At 36.0% G+C, this 17283-nt stretch carries 17 protein-coding genes; 14 read left to right on the top strand and 3 right to left on the bottom strand.

The genetic code is table 11. From position 1 onward, the window contains the following. The first annotated feature begins 108 nt into the window (after window positions 1-108). The 11 genes from REB14_RS03125 (at window position 109) to REB14_RS03075 (ending at window position 9484) form a co-directional block, all read left to right on the top strand. Window positions 109-786, top strand: a complete 678-nt coding sequence (locus REB14_RS03125) for a DUF2490 domain-containing protein (protein ID WP_309521476.1) — start codon at window positions 109-111, stop codon at window positions 784-786. Between the two features lie 77 nt (window positions 787-863). Next, on the top strand, window positions 864-1868 hold the full coding sequence (locus tag REB14_RS03120; protein ID WP_309521475.1) for a bestrophin family protein: 1005 nt from the start codon (window positions 864-866) through the stop codon (window positions 1866-1868). A 146-nt stretch (window positions 1869-2014) separates the two neighbouring features. Further along, window positions 2015-3628 carry a Na+/H+ antiporter gene (locus REB14_RS03115; protein WP_309521474.1) on the top strand — a complete coding sequence of 538 codons (1614 nt, stop codon included), beginning with the start codon at window positions 2015-2017 and terminating at the stop codon, window positions 3626-3628. A 164-nt stretch (window positions 3629-3792) separates the two neighbouring features. Next, entirely contained in the window at window positions 3793-4218 is a 426-nt protein-coding gene (locus REB14_RS03110) for an SRPBCC family protein (protein WP_079242232.1), read from the top strand. Window positions 4219-4221: 3 nt separating this feature from the next. Beyond that, window positions 4222-4728, top strand: coding sequence for a GNAT family N-acetyltransferase (locus REB14_RS03105; protein WP_309521473.1), 507 nt, complete (start codon window positions 4222-4224; stop codon window positions 4726-4728). Then, window positions 4725-5108, top strand: coding sequence for a VOC family protein (locus REB14_RS03100; protein ID WP_309521472.1), 384 nt, complete (start codon window positions 4725-4727; stop codon window positions 5106-5108). The genes REB14_RS03105 and REB14_RS03100 overlap by 4 nt, the downstream gene beginning before the upstream one ends. 35 nt (window positions 5109-5143) lie before the next feature. Continuing rightward, the gene (locus REB14_RS03095) at window positions 5144-6166 is read left to right on the top strand and encodes a glutaminyl-peptide cyclotransferase (protein WP_079242229.1); all 1023 of its coding nucleotides are present in this window, start codon (window positions 5144-5146) and stop codon (window positions 6164-6166) included. Window positions 6167-6268: 102 nt separating this feature from the next. Further along, window positions 6269-7294 carry a glutaminyl-peptide cyclotransferase gene (locus REB14_RS03090; protein ID WP_309521471.1) on the top strand — a complete coding sequence of 342 codons (1026 nt, stop codon included), beginning with the start codon at window positions 6269-6271 and terminating at the stop codon, window positions 7292-7294. A 143-nt stretch (window positions 7295-7437) separates the two neighbouring features. Beyond that, window positions 7438-8400 carry a hypothetical protein gene (locus REB14_RS03085; RefSeq protein ID WP_079242228.1) on the top strand — a complete coding sequence of 321 codons (963 nt, stop codon included), beginning with the start codon at window positions 7438-7440 and terminating at the stop codon, window positions 8398-8400. 26 nt (window positions 8401-8426) lie between these two features. Beyond that, window positions 8427-9041 (top strand): deoxynucleoside kinase, encoded by a 615-nt coding sequence (locus REB14_RS03080; RefSeq protein ID WP_002977952.1) that lies wholly within the window; start codon window positions 8427-8429, stop codon window positions 9039-9041. A gap of 92 nt (window positions 9042-9133) precedes the next feature. Further along, a complete protein-coding gene (locus REB14_RS03075) occupies window positions 9134-9484 on the top strand; it encodes an arsenate reductase family protein (protein ID WP_076597252.1) in 351 nt (116 codons plus the stop codon). A 52-nt stretch (window positions 9485-9536) separates the two neighbouring features. Here REB14_RS03075 and REB14_RS03070 read toward each other — a convergent pair whose 3' ends face one another. From REB14_RS03070 to REB14_RS03060, 3 genes are all read right to left on the bottom strand, one after another. Continuing rightward, entirely contained in the window at window positions 9537-10010 is a 474-nt protein-coding gene (locus REB14_RS03070) for a hypothetical protein (RefSeq protein WP_079242227.1), read from the bottom strand. A 62-nt stretch (window positions 10011-10072) separates the two neighbouring features. Continuing rightward, the gene (locus tag REB14_RS03065; RefSeq protein ID WP_034699649.1) at window positions 10073-10378 is read right to left on the bottom strand and encodes a DUF493 family protein; all 306 of its coding nucleotides are present in this window, start codon (window positions 10376-10378) and stop codon (window positions 10073-10075) included. A gap of 40 nt (window positions 10379-10418) precedes the next feature. Beyond that, on the bottom strand, window positions 10419-11090 hold the full coding sequence (locus REB14_RS03060; RefSeq protein WP_079242226.1) for a DUF4197 family protein: 672 nt from the start codon (window positions 11088-11090) through the stop codon (window positions 10419-10421). Window positions 11091-11455: 365 nt separating this feature from the next. On the opposite strand from REB14_RS03060, the gene REB14_RS03055 reads away from it, so the two are divergent. The 3 genes from REB14_RS03055 (at window position 11456) to REB14_RS03045 (ending at window position 17231) form a co-directional block, all read left to right on the top strand. Next, on the top strand, window positions 11456-14293 hold the full coding sequence (locus tag REB14_RS03055; RefSeq protein ID WP_309521470.1) for a SusC/RagA family TonB-linked outer membrane protein: 2838 nt from the start codon (window positions 11456-11458) through the stop codon (window positions 14291-14293). Between the two features lie 4 nt (window positions 14294-14297). Beyond that, complete coding sequence (locus REB14_RS03050; RefSeq protein WP_079242224.1) at window positions 14298-15764, top strand: RagB/SusD family nutrient uptake outer membrane protein; 1467 nt, start codon at window positions 14298-14300, stop codon at window positions 15762-15764. Window positions 15765-15839: 75 nt separating this feature from the next. Further along, window positions 15840-17231: a glucoamylase family protein gene (locus tag REB14_RS03045; RefSeq protein ID WP_309521469.1), complete on the top strand. Its 1392-nt coding sequence runs from the start codon at window positions 15840-15842 to the stop codon at window positions 17229-17231. Window positions 17232-17283 lie beyond the last annotated feature (52 nt).

The raw sequence follows: 17283 nt of genomic DNA, 5'->3' as shown, positions 1-17283 counted from the left end.
GACCATTGCATCCTTACTTGTTTATAATAACTTATAAAATATTGTTTGCTATTATTGATTTAAAATATTAATTTTGTTAAAAACGATAGATAATAGTAATTGATAAACATGAGAAAGGTTTTTACGAAGTTGGCATTCACAGTATTAGGTTTTGGGTCCATTTTGACATTTGCTCAAAAAAACGATCTGGGAGCATGGTATATGTATTTTGGAAACAATAAAATCAGCAAGAAATTGAACTGGCACAATGAAATCCAGTACCGTAATTTCGATGCTGTAGGAGACCTGGAACAGTTACTGATCCGTACAGGAATCGGATATGATCTTACAGAGAACAATAACAATGTTTTATTAGGATACGGCTTCATTCTCAGCCAACCTTATGTAAACGGTGAGAAAAAAGAAAATATTGAACACCGAATTTTCCAGCAGTATATTACCAAACAGAAATTCGGGCGTTTCTATCTTCAGCATCGTTACCGTTTGGAAGAACGTTTTCTGCAGGATGATTTCAGAATGAGATTCCGTTACATGCTGGGACTGAATATTCCGATTACTCAAAAAGAAATGCTGCCAAAAACTCTTTATGCATCGGTATATAATGAAATTTTTCTGCATTTCAACAGTCCGGTTTTCGACAGAAACAGAGTGTATGGTGCTTTAGGATATGTCATCAACAAAAATATGAGGATTGAAGCAGGGTATATGAATCAGATTCAGGAGAACAGAAACCGAGGGCAGATTCAGATTGGTTTTTATAACAACATCCCGTTTACTAAAAACTAATAAAACTTTTACTGAATGCTGTGAAGAAAACCATTATTTAAAAATAGATCATAATAAACACTATAAAATAAACACTTATGCATTCAGGAAAAAGATTCGGAGCCCGGGAGTTCATTATCTGGACAAGACGGAGCATTTATGCGTTGGTTGTATTATCAGCTATTCCTACAGTCTTGTACTTTTTAGGCTGGAAGTTTCTTTCTGTTCCATGGCAGCCTATTGCCATCATGGGGACAGCTGTTGCCTTTATTGTTGGATTTAAAAATAATGCCAGCTACAGCAGACTCTGGGAAGCAAGACAAATCTATGGATCTATTATCAATGACAGCCGTAGTTTTGGATATATCCTGAGAGATGCACTGCTCTCTAAAGATCCTGGTAAAGTAAAAGAAATGTTTCTTCGTCATTATGCATGGCTTACTGCATTGAGATTTCAGCTTCGTGAACCGAGAGCATGGGAAAATATGGGCACAGACCAGTTTGATGAATATGCCAAAAAATATGATATTCCGGAGAGACTGACCAAACTGGATGAAGAATTGAAAAAATACCTTTCCGAACCTGAACTTCAGTATATTTTAAGCAAAAAGAACAGGGCTACCCAACTGATGGCGAAGCAGAGTAAAGCTTTGTCTGAAGCCTATGAAAAAGGAGAACTGAATGACTTTCAATGGACACAGATCAATCAGCAATTGGTGAAGTTTACCGACGATCAGGGAAAAGCTGAAAGAATTAAAAACTTTCCCTATCCAAGAAATTTCTCTTCCATCACCACGTATCTTTTGCTGCTCTTTATTGTTTTCGTTCCTTTCGGATTATTGAAAGAGTTCGACAAATTAGGGGAAGGAACCATGGTAGAAGGATGGACATTATGGTTCAATATTCCGTTTTCTTTACTGGTGACCTGGTGTTTCCATACCTTAGACAACGTAGGAGAAGCTTCTGTTAATCCGTTTGAAGGGAGTGCCAATGATGTGCCGATTACTCAGATCAGCCGTACTATTGAAATCGATATGAGAGATATGTTGGATGAATCTGATCTTCCGCCAGCCATCACTCCAAAGAATAATATTGTACTTTAATTCTTTCCGTTTTTATAATGTATGAAGATGGTTGTAAAGAAAAAGTCTAAACTTTGGATGAAATTAAACCTATAAGGTTTGGGAAATTAGATTTGGACATCAAACCCAAATAAAAATACTTAACACTTAAAAAAACTTATTTAAAAATGATTCACAGCTATGTTATAATATCCATTGCAGTACTGCTGTCTGTGATGATATTGGTAATGATCGGCCAGAAATTAAAAGTTGCTTATCCTATTTTCCTTGTTATTGCAGGATTACTGATAAGCTTCGTGCCGGGAATGCCGCGTATTGAAATAGAACCTGACCTTGTCTTTCTGATTTTTCTGCCGCCTATTTTATTTGAAGCCGCATGGTTTACTTCATGGCAGGATTTTCATAAATGGAGAAAGCAGATTTTTTCCATGGCTTTCGGACTGGTGTTTTTAACATCCATTGTCGTGGCTTATCTTTCATCTTCCATTATTCCGGGGCTTACTGTAGCTATGGGATTCTTGCTGGGAGGTGTGAATTCTCCGCCGGATGCAGTAGCCGCAACTTCGGTTCTGAAACATATGAAAATCCCTAAAAAGATCACCAATATTTTGGAAGGAGAGAGCTTAATCAACGATGCATCCAGTTTAATTGTATTTAAATTTGCTCTGGCTGCCGTTATTTCAGGACAGTTTATCTGGAGAGATGCCGTTCAGGATTTCTTTACCATGGCCATTGGAGGGATTGCGGTAGGAGTGGCAGTAGGCTTTCTGTTTGGAGCTTTATTGAGGATTATTCCTACCAATTCCAATATTGATACCATTATTACCCTTATTGTTCCTTACATTATGTATGTGGGAGCAGAGCATTTTCATTTTTCTGGAGTATTGGCAGTGGTTGCCGGAGGTTTACTGATGTCCTATAATTCGCATTGTTATTTGAGTCATACCTCAAGGATACAGTCCGGAAATGTATGGAGTGTTTTGATATTCCTGATGAATACCATCATCTTTATCCTGATTGGTCTGGAATTGCCGATTGTAGTGGAAGGAATGAAAGAATATACTATTTCAGAAGGTATTTTCTACAGTGTAGTGATTGGTGGAGCGATTATCGGAACAAGAATTTTGTATAGTTATTCATTAATGTATTTCCCAAGAGTCTGCTCTAAAGAATTAAGATTAAAAGTTCCCAAACCGGATTGGAGAGAACCGTTTATCATCAGCTTTGCAGCAATGAGAGGAGTGGTTTCGCTGGCAGCAGCCTTGTCAATTCCTGCTTTTTTACCTAACGGAGAAGCGTTTCCACACAGAAATATTATTTTATTTGTCACTTTCGTTATCATATTGATTACCTTGGTAGGACAAGGTTTATTGCTGAGTCCGATCTTGAAATTATTGAATATTCAGGATGCAGGAAGTGAATTGCCGGAAGAAAAACAGGAAGTAATCCTTATGCGAAAACTGAAAGAAACCGCATTGCACAAACTGGATAATGATTTTTCTGAATTAGCCGTAACCAACAGTCTGGTACGTCATCAAAAGCACAAATTGGAAAATGAAATGATGCTGATGGCAGATAAAGCCCAATGCATGGCTTCCACAGGAGATTATGTAACCGCTATCAATCAAAATAAAGATGTGCTTCGACAGATCATTCAGGCGCAGAGAAACGAATTGCACAGAATGAAAAGAGAAAAGATATTTGATGATCATGTGATGAGAACTATTGAAATGCAGTTGGATTTTGATGAAGCCAAGATTACTGGTTTTTCACATGGGTAATTAAAAAGAAAACCACCAAAGTCACAAAAGAATATAGATTGGAATAAGCTCGAATTGTGGAAGTACACTTAAACTTTAAACAATTAAGAGATAAAATTTTTGTGCCTTTTGTGGTTAAAGATTATAGGTAAAATGTGTACATTTAAACATATTAAATCCATAATATGAGTACACCAATCACTGTTCAGTACACCATCAATGCTCCAGCCGAAAAAGTCTGGAAAGCATTAACTGATAAAAACGAAATGAAATCCTGGTATTTTGATATCCAGGATTTTGTATTGGAAGCAAGGCAAGAATTTAATTTCTATGAACCTGGAGGAGCCAATAAATACCATCATCATGGTGAGATTTTAGAAATTATACCCAACCAAAAATTAAAACACACCTGGTCTTATCCTGATTTTTCGGCACTGAAAACCATTGTAACCTGGGAGTTGTTGCCCGAAAACGGACAGACTGTGGTAAAACTAACTCATGAGGATATTGAAAATTTCAAAGAGTTGGGAGAAGGTTTTTCAAGAGAAAACTTTACAGAAGGGTGGAACACAATTTTGGGACAGAGTTTAAAAGAATATTTAGAAAAATAAAAAATGATCACATTACACCTTTTTACGATAGATGATGCTCCACAACTGATTTCAAAGATAAAAGATGAAAAGATGCTTCTTCAGTTTGCCGGACCTGTATACCGTTTCCCTCTTACAGAAGAACAGTTGGAAAAAGATTTGTCTGATGAAAACAGAACTCTTTTTAAAATTACAGATCAGATCGGAAGTACAATCGGACATGCTCAGATTTTTTTAAAAGAAAAAACATTCCTGCTGGGAAGAATTTTGATCTGGGACGAAAACAATAGAGGAAAAGGCTACGGAAAAAAAGTTATGCAGGAGCTTTTGAAATATGGGTTCAATCATTTTGATAAAGAAACAGCAGAACTGAACGTTTACGATTGGAATACCGGAGCTATAGAATGTTACAAGAAAGTAGGTTTTGCTTTTGATCCTTATGTTAAGAGTGAAGCCAAAATAGATCAGGAAACATGGGTTTCTCTGAATATGAAAATCAATAAAAATACCTTTGAATTACAGGAATCATGACAGAGTTTACAGGACTTCGCCCTATTTTCTGGACAGAAAATCTTGATGAAACCATCGCATTTTATATGAATGTTCTCGGATTTACACTGATGGGCAGAAATGACGACTGGCAATGGGCTTCTCTTCGAAAAGATGAGGTGTACATTATGCTTTCTCAGCCTAACGAGCATGAAAACAATGCTTCAATCGGGTTTTCAGGATCATTTTATTTCAATGTAAATCAGGTGGATGATCTTTGGGAAGACCTTAAAACAAAAGCCAAAGTCTGCTATGAAATTGAAACTTTTGAATGGGGAATGAGAGAATTTGCAATATATGACAACAATGGATACATATTACAATTTGGTGAACCCGTAGATAATATTGGCAATACGGAATAAAATTTGCTATTTTTGGAGAAATATTTAGAAATTCAATGAAAAAAAGTATAATAGCGGGTTTCGCAGCGATTTTATTATTGGCGTCTTGTAATAAGGATAAAGAGATTCTTAATACATTAAACACTTATAATACTTCAATGGAGGCGAAGGGATACCATTTCGGAGATAAGCTTGAGCTTCCGAAAGAGGTAACGGAAAATGCAGAAAGCGTAACAATCAGCTTTGGAGATAAAGAAACAACAGATTTAACAATTGACCCTAAATTTTTTACATTAGGGGACAATGCTGTTACCTTCAACATTAAAACAAAGGGAGGTGAAGTCCTTAATCAGGATGCTACCATCAATGTATTTGCAAAAAATCCTGAAAAAAATATTCCTTATCAGATTGTAGCCGAATATCCTCACGATCCTAAAAACTTTGTACAGGGTTTCCAGATCGAAGGAAATACTATTTATGAAAGTGACGGACAAAACGGATCTTCACAGATTTTAAAATACACGCTGGGAACAACCACTCCGTTGGCTTCTACAAAACAGGCTCAGGAAGACTTTTCTGAAGGAAGTACCATCGTGGGTGATAAAGTGTACCAGTTGACATGGCAGAGCAAAAAAGGATATGTTTATGATAAAAGTTCATTAAAGTTGCTTTCAGAATTTGCTTATCCAAATGTATTAGGTGAAGGTTGGGGATTAACATATGACGGGAAAAGCCTGATTGCTTCTGATGGAAGTAAGCTTTTATATTTCCTTGATGTAAACGATCCTTCAAAACTGATTAAATATATTGCAGTTGCAGGAAGTTCTCAGGCTTATGACCAGTTGAACGAGCTGGAATACCACAACGGATTTATCTATGCCAACGTATGGCAGAAGCCGATTATTTTAAAGATCAATCCAGCCAATGGAGAAGTAGTGGGAACTTTTGATTTTACAGAAATCGCAAAACAGAATACCAAAGGAAGTGATGATGTACTGAACGGAATCGCTTTCAAAGGAGAGAATATGCTGGTAACTGGAAAGAACTGGCCAAAGATTTATGAAGTTCAGATCAAATAATCTGATTCTATTGATAAAAAACAAAAATAGCGTTCCCTCGGGAGCGTTATTTTCGTTTTAAGGATTAAATTTTAGTATTTTTGGCAAATGATTAATACCTTTATGAAGCGAAACATTACTTTGGGTTTTGCAGCAGTTCTATTCTTGGTTTCTTGCAGTAATAAAGAAAAAATGCTTGATTCTCTGGCGGATTATAACAATGCAAAAGAAGCAAAAGGATATCATTTCGGAGATAAGCTTGAACTTCCAAAAGAGGTAACAGAAAATACAGAAAGCATTAAGATTAGCTTTGGAGATAAAGAAACAGCAGACTTAACGATTGATCCTAAATTTTTCACACTAGGAGATAATAAAGTGGTCTTTGTAATTAAGACCATTAGCGGGGAAGTGCTAAATCAGGATGCTACAATCAATGTATTCACAAAAACATCTGAGCAGAATATTCCCTATACAATAGTGGCTGACTATCCTCATGATCCCAAAAACTTTATTGAAGGTTTTGTGGTAGAAGGAAATACAGTGTATGAAAGTGATGGTATGAAAGGGGCTTCCCAGCTTATCAAATATACTTTAGGATCTTCAGTTCCTAAAATTCTGGCTAAGCAGCCCGCTGATATTTTCTCTGAAGGTTGTACAATTGTAGGAGATAAGGTATATCAGCTGACCTATCAGAATAAAATTGGTTTTATTTATGATAAAAATACTTTGAAAAAAATATCCGAATTTCCATTGCCTGGCGTAATTGGAGAAGGTTGGGGGCTGACCTATGACGGAAAAAACCTGATCGCTACGGATGGTTCAAAGAATCTTTATTTTCTGGATGTTGAGAATCCTTCAAAAGTGGCAAAAACTTTAGCCGTTGGCGGGAATTCTACCATTTATAATCAACTCAATGAACTTGAATATCACAAGGGATTTATCTACGCTAATGTTTGGCATCAACCTGTCATTCTAAAAATTAATCCTGCAAACGGAGAAGTCGTAGGTAAACTTGATTTCACACAATTGACCAACGAAAATGATAAGGGAGACAGCGAACATGTTTTAAACGGAATTGCTTTTAAAGGAGATAATATGCTGGTGACAGGTAAAAACTGGGAGAAAATTTATGAAGTCGCTTTTCAATAAACTTATTATATCTTTTGTAGAGCAGTCCTTTTCAGCAATAAGATGGTCTCAAATTTGATGAACCTCAAAGAAGATTCTATCAGACTTAACCATCTTTTGAGTAACGTTATTTTTTAGTAAATTCAAGACATTAAAAAAACAGAGTGAAGCTTTTAAACTTAATATTTTTTTTCCTTTTCTGTACGGTTTCAGCGCAGAATATTCTTCCTTTAGATACATTGAAACTAAAGGAGGCCAAAGATATGCTTGCTGACGACTATGGAAATTTGTATATCTATAAAAACAAAGATTTCAGTTTTACCAAATATGATTCTTTAGGAAAGCAGATCGGAAAAATGATGCTTACTGTTCCATACAAAGTTCAGACAGTTCAAAATCCTCTGAATGTTCCGTTATTTTCTGAAAATGCCCAGGAAATGAAATTTGTAGACCAGAATATGAATGAAATTCAAAAGCTTGATTTTAAACAGAAATTCGGTTTTATAAGAATGACATATGCGGAAGACCTGCAACAGATGTGGCTCCTGGATGACAGTACAAAACGTCTGATACAGTACAATTTCAGAAACGATACCACCATCAACTCATATCCTTTTGATATCAGTTTTGAAGATTTAATGGATATGCTGGTCTATGAAAATAAGGTCTATATCTTAACAAGAAAACATATCAGGATTTACAGCCTGAAATTTGAAAAACTTTTCGAAGCCCCTCTGGAAAACGGAAAACGTTTTCGAAGAGAGAATGATATGATCCTGGTGGTGGCCAGTAATTTCATTTCACAATATGTCCCTGAAAAAGGGATGACAACCATTTTTGAAGATCAGGAAGCGCAAATTGTGGATAAAAACATCCTCTCTTATTTTGCAATCAAAGGGAACAAACTCTATCTTTACAGCCTTGAAAAAGTAAAGAAAGCCAAACAGCAAAAACAGCTCGAAGCTCAGCCGGAATCTCTACAGCCATCTACAGAAAAGCCAGCAGAAACAACTGAAGAGAAACCTGATGAGAATACAGCAGAGAAACCTTCAGACAATACCTTACAGAAATTGATTGAAGACACTTCTAAAGTTCAGACTGAAGCCATCGAAAAACTTATCAACTAATCAGTAATACAAGGAAAAAGAATATTATGCATATTGCAGTTACAGGAAACATCGGAGCCGGAAAAACAACTTTGACAACGATGCTTTCCAAGCATTACGGATGGGATGCACAATTTGAAGATGTAGATCATAACCCTTATCTGGAGGATTTTTATTCCGATATGAGCAAATGGAGTTTTGCATTACAGGTCTATTTCCTGGGAAGCAGATTCCGTCAGGTGAAAGAGATTAGAGAAAGCGGGAAAAACATTATTCAGGATCGTACCATCTATGAAGATGCCCATATTTTTGCAGAAAACCTGAATGATATGAATCTTCTTTCAGACAGGGATTTTAATAACTATTCATCAGTTTTTGATTTGATGAAGTCTTTTGTATCAGCTCCGGATCTTTTAATCTATTTAAAATCAGATGTTCCTAATCTGGTTAAAAAAATCTACAAAAGAGGTCGTGAGTATGAAGCATCCATCAGTATTGAATATCTTTCAAAACTGAACCAGAAATATGAAAAATGGATTTCCAATTATACGGAAGGAAAACTTCTGATTGTAGAAGTGGATGATCTTGATTTCGTTGAAAAACCTGAAGATTTCGGATTTATTCTGGAGAAAATTGAAGCCGAACTTCACGGTTTGTTTTAACATATTTTTATCAGAAAATTAAGACATACTCAGGGTAATTCTTTTTAAATTTGTTTAGGTCAAGTTTAATTTTTTGAATAATTAATTATATCATGGTAGTTAAAGTTTTACATAACGGAAACTGTTCAAAGTCAAATGCTGTATTAGAGTATCTTGACGAAAACGGAGTACCTTTTGAAATCATTAATATTGTTGAAGATCCGTTAAGTCCGCTTGAAATAAGAACAGTATTGAAAAAGCTGAACCAAAGTGTTTTTCATATCATTCGTAAGACAGATAAGCTGTATATTGAAAACTATGCAGATAAAAACTATTCAGAAGAAGAGTGGATTAAGATTCTTTCTGAAAATCCATCTCTGATACAAAGGCCGATTCTGGTAAAAGGATCAGTAGCAATGCTGGGAAGACCTATTGAAAATGTAAAGTTCTTTATTGAAAAATAGATCAACTTAATAAATAAAAAAATCCGTTCTTTTAAAGAGCGGATTTTTTATGTTATTGAGTTTCAGTTTTGTTGGGCCCATTGATTATCTTATATAAAGCTTCCAGTTCTTTTGGAGGTCGTCCGGAATCAAAATCTGAAGAAGTATATTCCTTTCCGTTAGAGGTAATGATAATGGATGCAATCATTGCCCGGTCAGAATGCCTGCCCTCTGTAGGAGCTTTAAGATCTGATATCTTGGATAAGTCAATGGTTTGAGCCAGTCTGGAAACCGTCTGCCATTCCGCAGGAGATATTTTAGTAGTAGTAATTTCTTCGTTAATATTGGATTCTTTTGAAGAAGGGGTGAAGACTATATTTCTGCTGAATCCTCTTGTTCTTTCTATCAATTGGATCTGTTCAATCTTTTGTTGTTGAACTGCAGAGGAAATATTGCTGGTATTATTCTCGGTGTTATTTTTGTGCATACAGCTTGTAGCAGAGGTTGCCAAAATAATATTAAATAGGATCAGTTGGATGTTCATCATGTTCTGTTTTTAAGTTTTAAATAATAAAAAACCGCTTCATGATGATGAAACGGCCTTTGTTTTTACAATAGAATAACGCCTTCTATTTTTGCTACTTCTTTATAAATATTCACTACCTGATTGGCATCCAAAACAAATGCATTAATATTGCAGGCAGTGTATTTTCCATTTTTGCTTTCGCGGTTTCCCAGTGTAAATTTAATACCATCAAAAACTCTGTAAATTTCAGTAAGTTTTGCCTGGTCTGTAGGAATAATAAATTTAAATAAATAATCCTCCGGAAAATCATGATGATCTTCCAGTTTTTCCTTCAAAGACTGATAAAAATCTTCAGGACTTGCGTGTTGATTTCCTTGTAATATATCCATCTGCAATTGTTAATATAATATAAATATAACGAAAAATTTCCTATTTTCCAAATGGCCCCAGCAGAGACTTGGAGTTCTGGTGTTCATAATCTTCTATGATATTGAATAATCCATTTACCAGCTGTTCAGAAGCCAGTTTACTCAATCCTCCGGAATTGACAGTGTTATTATTTCCCCCTAAAAGACTGCCCAGAAAATTACTTCCTGATAACGCTGTATTAATGGTTTTTACAATCCCATATTCATTCAGTTTTTCATCTACTTTAGGAGCGATCGCTGCAATAAGCTGTTGAGATGTTTTTTCCTTCAGAATCTGGGTTGCGGTAGTTCCTTGCATAATTCTGGTTACATCCTGAGCATTCAGGCTGTTTACTGCATCCTGCAAAATAGGCTTTGAGGTATTAACCGTATAAGCTGCTGCCTGTGCAATATAATCTCTTTCTTTAGCTACCAGTGAAGGTGCAATTTTCTCCAGCGTAGAATTGATATCTCTCAGCTCTTTTGGAAGCGCTTTGTCTACCATATTATTTTGCAGAAACGCTTCTTTATTTCCGTAGATACCCATTCCCTTATCAATACCATTGAGCAGAATCCTTTTGATAATGGAAAGCCCCATGTCGGACGTGGCCAATGATGTGCAAGATTGTACACTGGTGGTAATAACAGCACCTGTCCCGATGATAAGAGCGGCTGCAATGATATACTTTTTCATTGATCTTTTTATTATTTGCTTTATAAATGCTTTTCTCAAAAACTGCACCAAAGGTAATTACTATTCTGTATTTAACAAAATATTAAATTGAGTGTTGGATTTGGTGAATTTTTTGGATGAAAATGTTAATTTAACATTAATAAAATAATGATAAATTGATAATTATTTTGAATATAAAATTATAAAATTTAAAGATTTATCATTTTTGATTTAATAAAAAAGGGCGATGTTTAAATATTTAAGATAATTTAACATTGTTCGATATTTTTTATATTTTTGGCTAATGTCTTTTTTTGAGATTTTAAATAACTCCACTATTTAAAGACAAAATTGAATTTGATTTATTTGAATAAAATTGAAACTATATGAAACAAAGTAATTTAAAGTATCCATGTCTCATTGCCGTGTTGTATTTCGGGATGAACGTGAATGCACAGGTTACGCAGGATTCTGCTAAAGTCCAGAAGATTGACGAAGTCGTGATGATTGGATATGGTAGCCGTAAAAAAGTAGATAATACAACAGCTATCAGTTCTATCAGTGCGGAGGAAGTAACCAGAACCAAAGTATTGAACGCATCACAGGCTATTCAGGGAAAAGCAGCCGGAGTACAGGTAACTGCATCCGACGCACCCGGATCTACTCCTACAGTAATGATCAGAGGACTGGGGACTGTATTGGGAGGGCGAACGCCTTTATTTGTGGTGGATGGAATATATACTGATAATATTAATAATATCAATTCCAATGACATTCTTACCTATGATGTACTAAAAGATGCGGCAGCCTTAGCCATTTATGGTAACAGAGCAGCTAACGGAGTAATCATTATTACTACAAAATCAGGTAAAGGAAAATTAAGTGTTTCTTATGATGGATTAGTAGGATTCAGAAGTCCTTTAAAAACGGTTAAAATGGCCAATGGATCTGAATTTGCAAATTATAATAATGCGGGCAAAACAAGTACTTATCTGAATCCTAATCAGCCTTACAGTACAGATTGGTTTAAAGAAATTACCAGAACAGGGATTTATAATCAGCATAATGTTTCTATTTCAGGATCTTCTGAAGCTGCAAAATATTTCTTGAGTTTAGGAAATTATGAAGAGCAATCTATCCTTAAAGGGACCAATTATAACAGGACAACAGTAAGAACAAATAACGAGTTCAGAATTTCTAAAGGAATCAGATTAGCTCAAACTTTGAGTGCTACTTTTACCAATGATACACCAAAATCATTTGGTGCTTTTACCAATGCATACAAGCAGTCACCGCTAGTTCCTGTAAATTATCCGAATGGCAAATATGGCCAGCCTATTTATGATGCCAATGGGAATATCAGTTATGTGGGAGGACGTTTTAATAATGTTGGAAACCCGGTGATGCAACTTGCCTATGATAACCAAAGAGGAAAGAATTTCTTATTGCAGGGTGGTTTAAAATTAGATATTGATATTTACAAAGATTTGAAATTTACTTCTCAGTTTAGTGGAGAGTACAATAATTATAAATATTACAACTTTGTAAACTCTAAAGCATTCTGGTTAGATAGTGATCCAACAAGAGTTGAAAGTGGTTATGATGCTTCTCTGCCTCTGACAAGATTAACCAATAAAAACCAGAACTATTACAACTGGGTACTTAATAACTATTTAACGTATACCAAAAAAGTAGGAAACCATGATATTGAAATTGTAGCCGGTACAGAAACTTCAGTAGCAAATGGTCTTGAAACTTTAGTGATCAACAGAAAGAATGTACCTGTTTCACAAGATTACTGGAATCTGGATGGTGTAGATTACTATGGAAATTTATTTAGTGATAATACAACCAAAGCTATTGAATCTATAAAAGGTAACAGAAATACAACACTTTCTTATTTCGGAAGACTTCAGTATAAATTCATGAACCGTTATTTATTAAGTGGAACTATCAGAAGAGACGGGTCATCTCAGTTTGCTGAGGGGCATAGATGGGGGACATTTCCATCATTTGGAGCCGGATGGATCATTTCTGAAGAAAGCTTTATGCAGGATGGATTCTTTAACCTTTTAAAATTAAGAGGAGGCTGGGGTAAACTGGGTAATCAGAAAGTTCCGTTAAACTACCTACCACTTTCATCTGGAGCAACTTATAATTACGGATTTGGAACATCGCCTGTAAGCAATGGAGTAACTGTTAACCAGGGATATGATCCGGATTTAGGATGGGAAGTGACTGAAGAAACTTCTTTAGGATTGGATTTTGCGATCCTGGATAAGAGGTTGTCCGGTAGCTTTGATGTTTATAACAGAAAAACCAATAACCTTATTTTAGGAGTAGTACCTTATCTTGCAACAGGTATTTCTGATGTGAATTATTCACATATGGGAAGTGTCGTTAATAAGGGAGCTGAGGTGAGTTTAAACTGGTCAGATAAATTAAGTGAAGATTTCAGTTATTCAGTTGGAGCTAATTATTCTTACAATAAAAATAAACTTGCGAGAATTGATACCTCAAAACCGGTTTCTCAGATTATTGGAGGAAACCTGGGGAACGGAGTAGATACAAAACTATTTAATGCTTCAGCAATAGGCTATGCTTTAGGAAGTTTCTATTTATATGAAACGGATGGTTATGATGCGAATGGTAACCTGAAATTTAAAGATCTGAACGGTAATGGTGTTATGGATGGAGGAGACAGACGTTTCTTTGATTCCTACATACCGAAATCTACATTAGGGGTAAACATTTCCATGTCTTATAAAAACTGGGACTTTGCGCTTAACGGATACGGAGCTTTTGGATTTAAAGTTTATAATGGTAAAAAAGCACAAAGAAATGGAGGAGAGAATGTTGAAGCATCAGTAGCCAATAATTTCTGGTCAGCATCCAATACAAATGCTGGAAACCCTGTAAATCCTTCAAGTATTCCTGTAGCCTCTAATTTCTATTTGGAAAGTGGAGATTATTTCAGAATCAATAATATTTCGGTAGGATATACATTTAGAAATGTAACGGATTATATGAAATCTATCAAGCTTTATGTGAGCGCAATTAATCCAATTGTATTCCAGAAATATTCGGGGTATTCGTCAGAATTATCAGGATATAATCCTGCAGATCCAACAGCAGAAGGAGATCCTTACAAACGTGCTGGGATAGAGTTGGATGCTTATCCTACATTGAGGTCTTTTGTATTTGGTGTTAACCTAAATTTTTAAAAAAATGAATAAGAAATATATCATAGCAGCTGCATTTTTAATTTTAGGAGCTGTTAACCAGAGTTGCAGCAATGACTTTATTGATGTATCTCCTACAGAAAAAATTCCCGAAGCTGCTTTGGGTGAAATATATAATAATAATGAAGGAGCCAATAGTTTGGTAACTGCTATTTATGCCAAGTTTTTAGACTGGAATATGAGTACTTTTGCATGGATTGGAGTAACATCCATCGTTTCAGATGATGCTGATAAAGGTTCAAGCCCAAGTGATTCAGGTTCTGATAAAGATATTCTGGATGCACTGAATTTTAATGCGGCAACTCCATCATTCAAAGAGCTGTTTGCCTCCAATTATCAAGGGATTAACAGATGTAATCAGGCATTGAAATATCTTCCTCAATTAGATAAAGCTGATCCCCAACTACGTGCAAGATTAACAGGTGAAGCTAAGTTTTTAAGAGCGTTCATGTATTTTACTTTAGTGAAATCTTTTGGAGGTGTTCCATTAGTAGATCACGTTCCTGTAACAGGAGTTGAGGCAGATAAACAAATGACACTTACCAAAAAAAGCAAAGAAGAAGTTTACGCATTTATTGAAAAGGATCTTAAAGATGCTATTGCCGTTCTACCCAACAAATCAGCTTACGGAGCAAGTGACTTAGGGAGAGCATCTGTTGGTGCAGCTCATGCTTTATTAGCTAAAGTGTATTTATATCAGAAAAAATGGCAGTTGGCTGTAGATGAGACCAATTTGGTTACAGGCTATTCACTGACGCCTGTTTTCCAGGATATCTATAAGGTTTCAGGAGAAAATAATGCTGAATCCGTTTTTGAAATCAACGGTACGGGAGGAACAGCTGGAAGAGCAATTCAACAGTACAGTCAGGTTCAGGGAGCAAGAGGTACTACAGGATGGGGCTGGGGATTTGCTACACCTACCCAAGGTCTGTATGATGCATACTCTGCAACAGATTCAAGAAGAGATGCTACGATTATCCACAGAGATATGACTTTATATGATGGATATTACGTAGGTCCAAATACAGAAAATAAATTCTATAACTATAAAGCTTATTCTTCAAATTATAGAGATCAGGCTTCCACAGATGTAAATATTCGTTATCTGAGATATGCTGAAGTGCTATTAATCAGAGCTGAAGCAATGAACGAACTGGGACAAACATCTGCGGCTATTCCTTTCCTGAATCAGGTAAGAAACAGAGCTAACATTGGCAATACTCCTGCTTCTTCCCAGGCAGATGTAAGATTAGATATTTGGAAACAAAGAAGATTGGAGCTTGCTTTTGAGCATGACAGATGGTTTGATCTTGTAAGAACAGGACAAGCACAAGCAGCGATGGCAGCTGATGGTGGTAAAAAATTCATTGTTGGAAAACATGAAGTGTTCCCACTTCCACAAGACTTCATCATGGAAGCTGGTGGATTATCTGCTCAAAACCCAGGCTATTAAAATAAACCATAAACATTAGAGGAGAATGAAAGTTCTCCTCTTCTTTTAGTTAAAAACCCTATAAAAAGAGATCTCATGAAAAGGAACGTATTATCAATGGCTATCACCTCTTTATTCTTTGTGTATTCCTGTAAAAATGCTCCCGTTGCCAAATTGGAAGCTGGAAAAACTGAAGCGGTAAAAAGCAATATCACAGATGAACAACTGATGGACAGAGTACAGAAAGATGCTTTAAAGTACTTCTGGGATTACGCAGAACCCAACTCAATGCTGGGAAGAGAGCGTTACCATGAAGACAATATCTATCCGGATAACGATAAACACGTGATCACTACAGGAGGCTCAGGATTTGGGTTGGCAACTATTCTGGTAGGCGTAGAAAGAGGATTTGTTCCAAGGAAAGAAGCAGTGAAAAGACTTACTCATATCATGGATTTTCTGGCAAAAGCAGACCGTCACAAAGGGGCATGGTCACATTGGATCAACGGGGAAACAGGAAAAACAGTTCCTTTCGGAAAAAAAGATAATGGAGGAGATCTTGTAGAAACAGCATTCCTTACCTCAGGAATACTGATGATCCGGGAGTATTTTAAAAACGGAAATGCAGAAGAAAAAGCCCTGGCAGCAAAATGTGATGAGTTATGGAAAGGAATTCAATGGAACTGGTATACCAAAGGAGGTCAGAAGGTTCTTTACTGGCACTGGTCACCGGATTACCAATGGGAAATGAATTTTCCTCTGGAAGGATATAATGAATGTCTGATCACGTATATTTTAGCCGCATCTTCACCTACTTATTCCATTGATGCTGAAACCTATTATAAAGGCTGGACCAGAAATGGAACTTACCTTACAGATAAAACAAAATACGGATTACCTCTGTACGTAAAACACAACTATGCCGAAGAATATGGCGGACCGCTATTCTGGGCGCAATATTCATATATCGGTCTTGATCCGACTGGATTATCAGATAAACTTGTCAAAAATTATTTTGACGTCAATAAAAATCAAACCCTCATCGACTATAAATATTGCGTTGAAAATCCAAAACAATGGAAAGGTTATGGACCAAACTATTGGGGACTTACAGCCGGTTATACAAGAAACGAGGACGGAAGTACCGGCTATACCGCTCATATGCCAGGCAATGATAATGGAGTAATCACTCCTACAGCTGCATTGAGCAGTTTTCCCTATACACCTAAAGAATCCATGGCTTTCCTGAGATTTATATACACTCAAAAACCTGAATTTATAGGATCAGCAGGGCCTTACGATGCTACGTCTATCAATTATAAGAATTGGTTTACCCCAAGATATCTGGCCATTGATCAGGGAACCATAGCACCCATGATTGAAAATTACAGATCAGGATTCCTTTGGAAGCTGTTTATGAATGCTCCTGAAATTCAGCAGGGATTAAAAAAACTAAGCTTCCAGTCAGCCAAATATGGAATAAAATAATTCAATAGAAACGGATTATTATCCTGAGCATAGTCGAAGGGAGCCCGTTTAA

This window comes from Chryseobacterium metallicongregator, assembly GCF_031324065.1.
Classification (GTDB): domain Bacteria; phylum Bacteroidota; class Bacteroidia; order Flavobacteriales; family Weeksellaceae; genus Chryseobacterium; species Chryseobacterium metallicongregator.
This window is presented reverse-complemented; position numbering and strand designations above follow the sequence as displayed.

Bases quoted from the DNA above. Each gene is read 5' to 3' on its own strand.
- REB14_RS03125 (WP_309521476.1), top strand. From the start codon at position 109: ATGAGAAAGGTTTTTACGAAGTTGGCATTCACAGTATTAGGTTTTGGG.
- REB14_RS03120 (WP_309521475.1), top strand. From the start codon at position 864: ATGCATTCAGGAAAAAGATTCGGAGCCCGGGAGTTCATTATCTGGACA.
- REB14_RS03115 (WP_309521474.1), top strand. From the start codon at position 2,015: ATGATTCACAGCTATGTTATAATATCCATTGCAGTACTGCTGTCTGTG.
- REB14_RS03110 (WP_079242232.1), top strand. From the start codon at position 3,793: ATGAGTACACCAATCACTGTTCAGTACACCATCAATGCTCCAGCCGAA.
- REB14_RS03105 (WP_309521473.1), top strand. From the start codon at position 4,222: ATGATCACATTACACCTTTTTACGATAGATGATGCTCCACAACTGATT.
- REB14_RS03100 (WP_309521472.1), top strand. From the start codon at position 4,725: ATGACAGAGTTTACAGGACTTCGCCCTATTTTCTGGACAGAAAATCTT.
- REB14_RS03095 (WP_079242229.1), top strand. From the start codon at position 5,144: ATGAAAAAAAGTATAATAGCGGGTTTCGCAGCGATTTTATTATTGGCG.
- REB14_RS03090 (WP_309521471.1), top strand. From the start codon at position 6,269: ATGAAGCGAAACATTACTTTGGGTTTTGCAGCAGTTCTATTCTTGGTT.
- REB14_RS03080 (WP_002977952.1), top strand. From the start codon at position 8,427: ATGCATATTGCAGTTACAGGAAACATCGGAGCCGGAAAAACAACTTTG.
- REB14_RS03075 (WP_076597252.1), top strand. From the start codon at position 9,134: ATGGTAGTTAAAGTTTTACATAACGGAAACTGTTCAAAGTCAAATGCT.
- REB14_RS03070 (WP_079242227.1), bottom strand. From the start codon at position 10,010: ATGATGAACATCCAACTGATCCTATTTAATATTATTTTGGCAACCTCT.
- REB14_RS03065 (WP_034699649.1), bottom strand. From the start codon at position 10,378: ATGGATATATTACAAGGAAATCAACACGCAAGTCCTGAAGATTTTTAT.
- REB14_RS03060 (WP_079242226.1), bottom strand. From the start codon at position 11,090: ATGAAAAAGTATATCATTGCAGCCGCTCTTATCATCGGGACAGGTGCT.
- REB14_RS03055 (WP_309521470.1), top strand. From the start codon at position 11,456: ATGAAACAAAGTAATTTAAAGTATCCATGTCTCATTGCCGTGTTGTAT.
- REB14_RS03050 (WP_079242224.1), top strand. From the start codon at position 14,298: ATGAATAAGAAATATATCATAGCAGCTGCATTTTTAATTTTAGGAGCT.
- REB14_RS03045 (WP_309521469.1), top strand. From the start codon at position 15,840: ATGAAAAGGAACGTATTATCAATGGCTATCACCTCTTTATTCTTTGTG.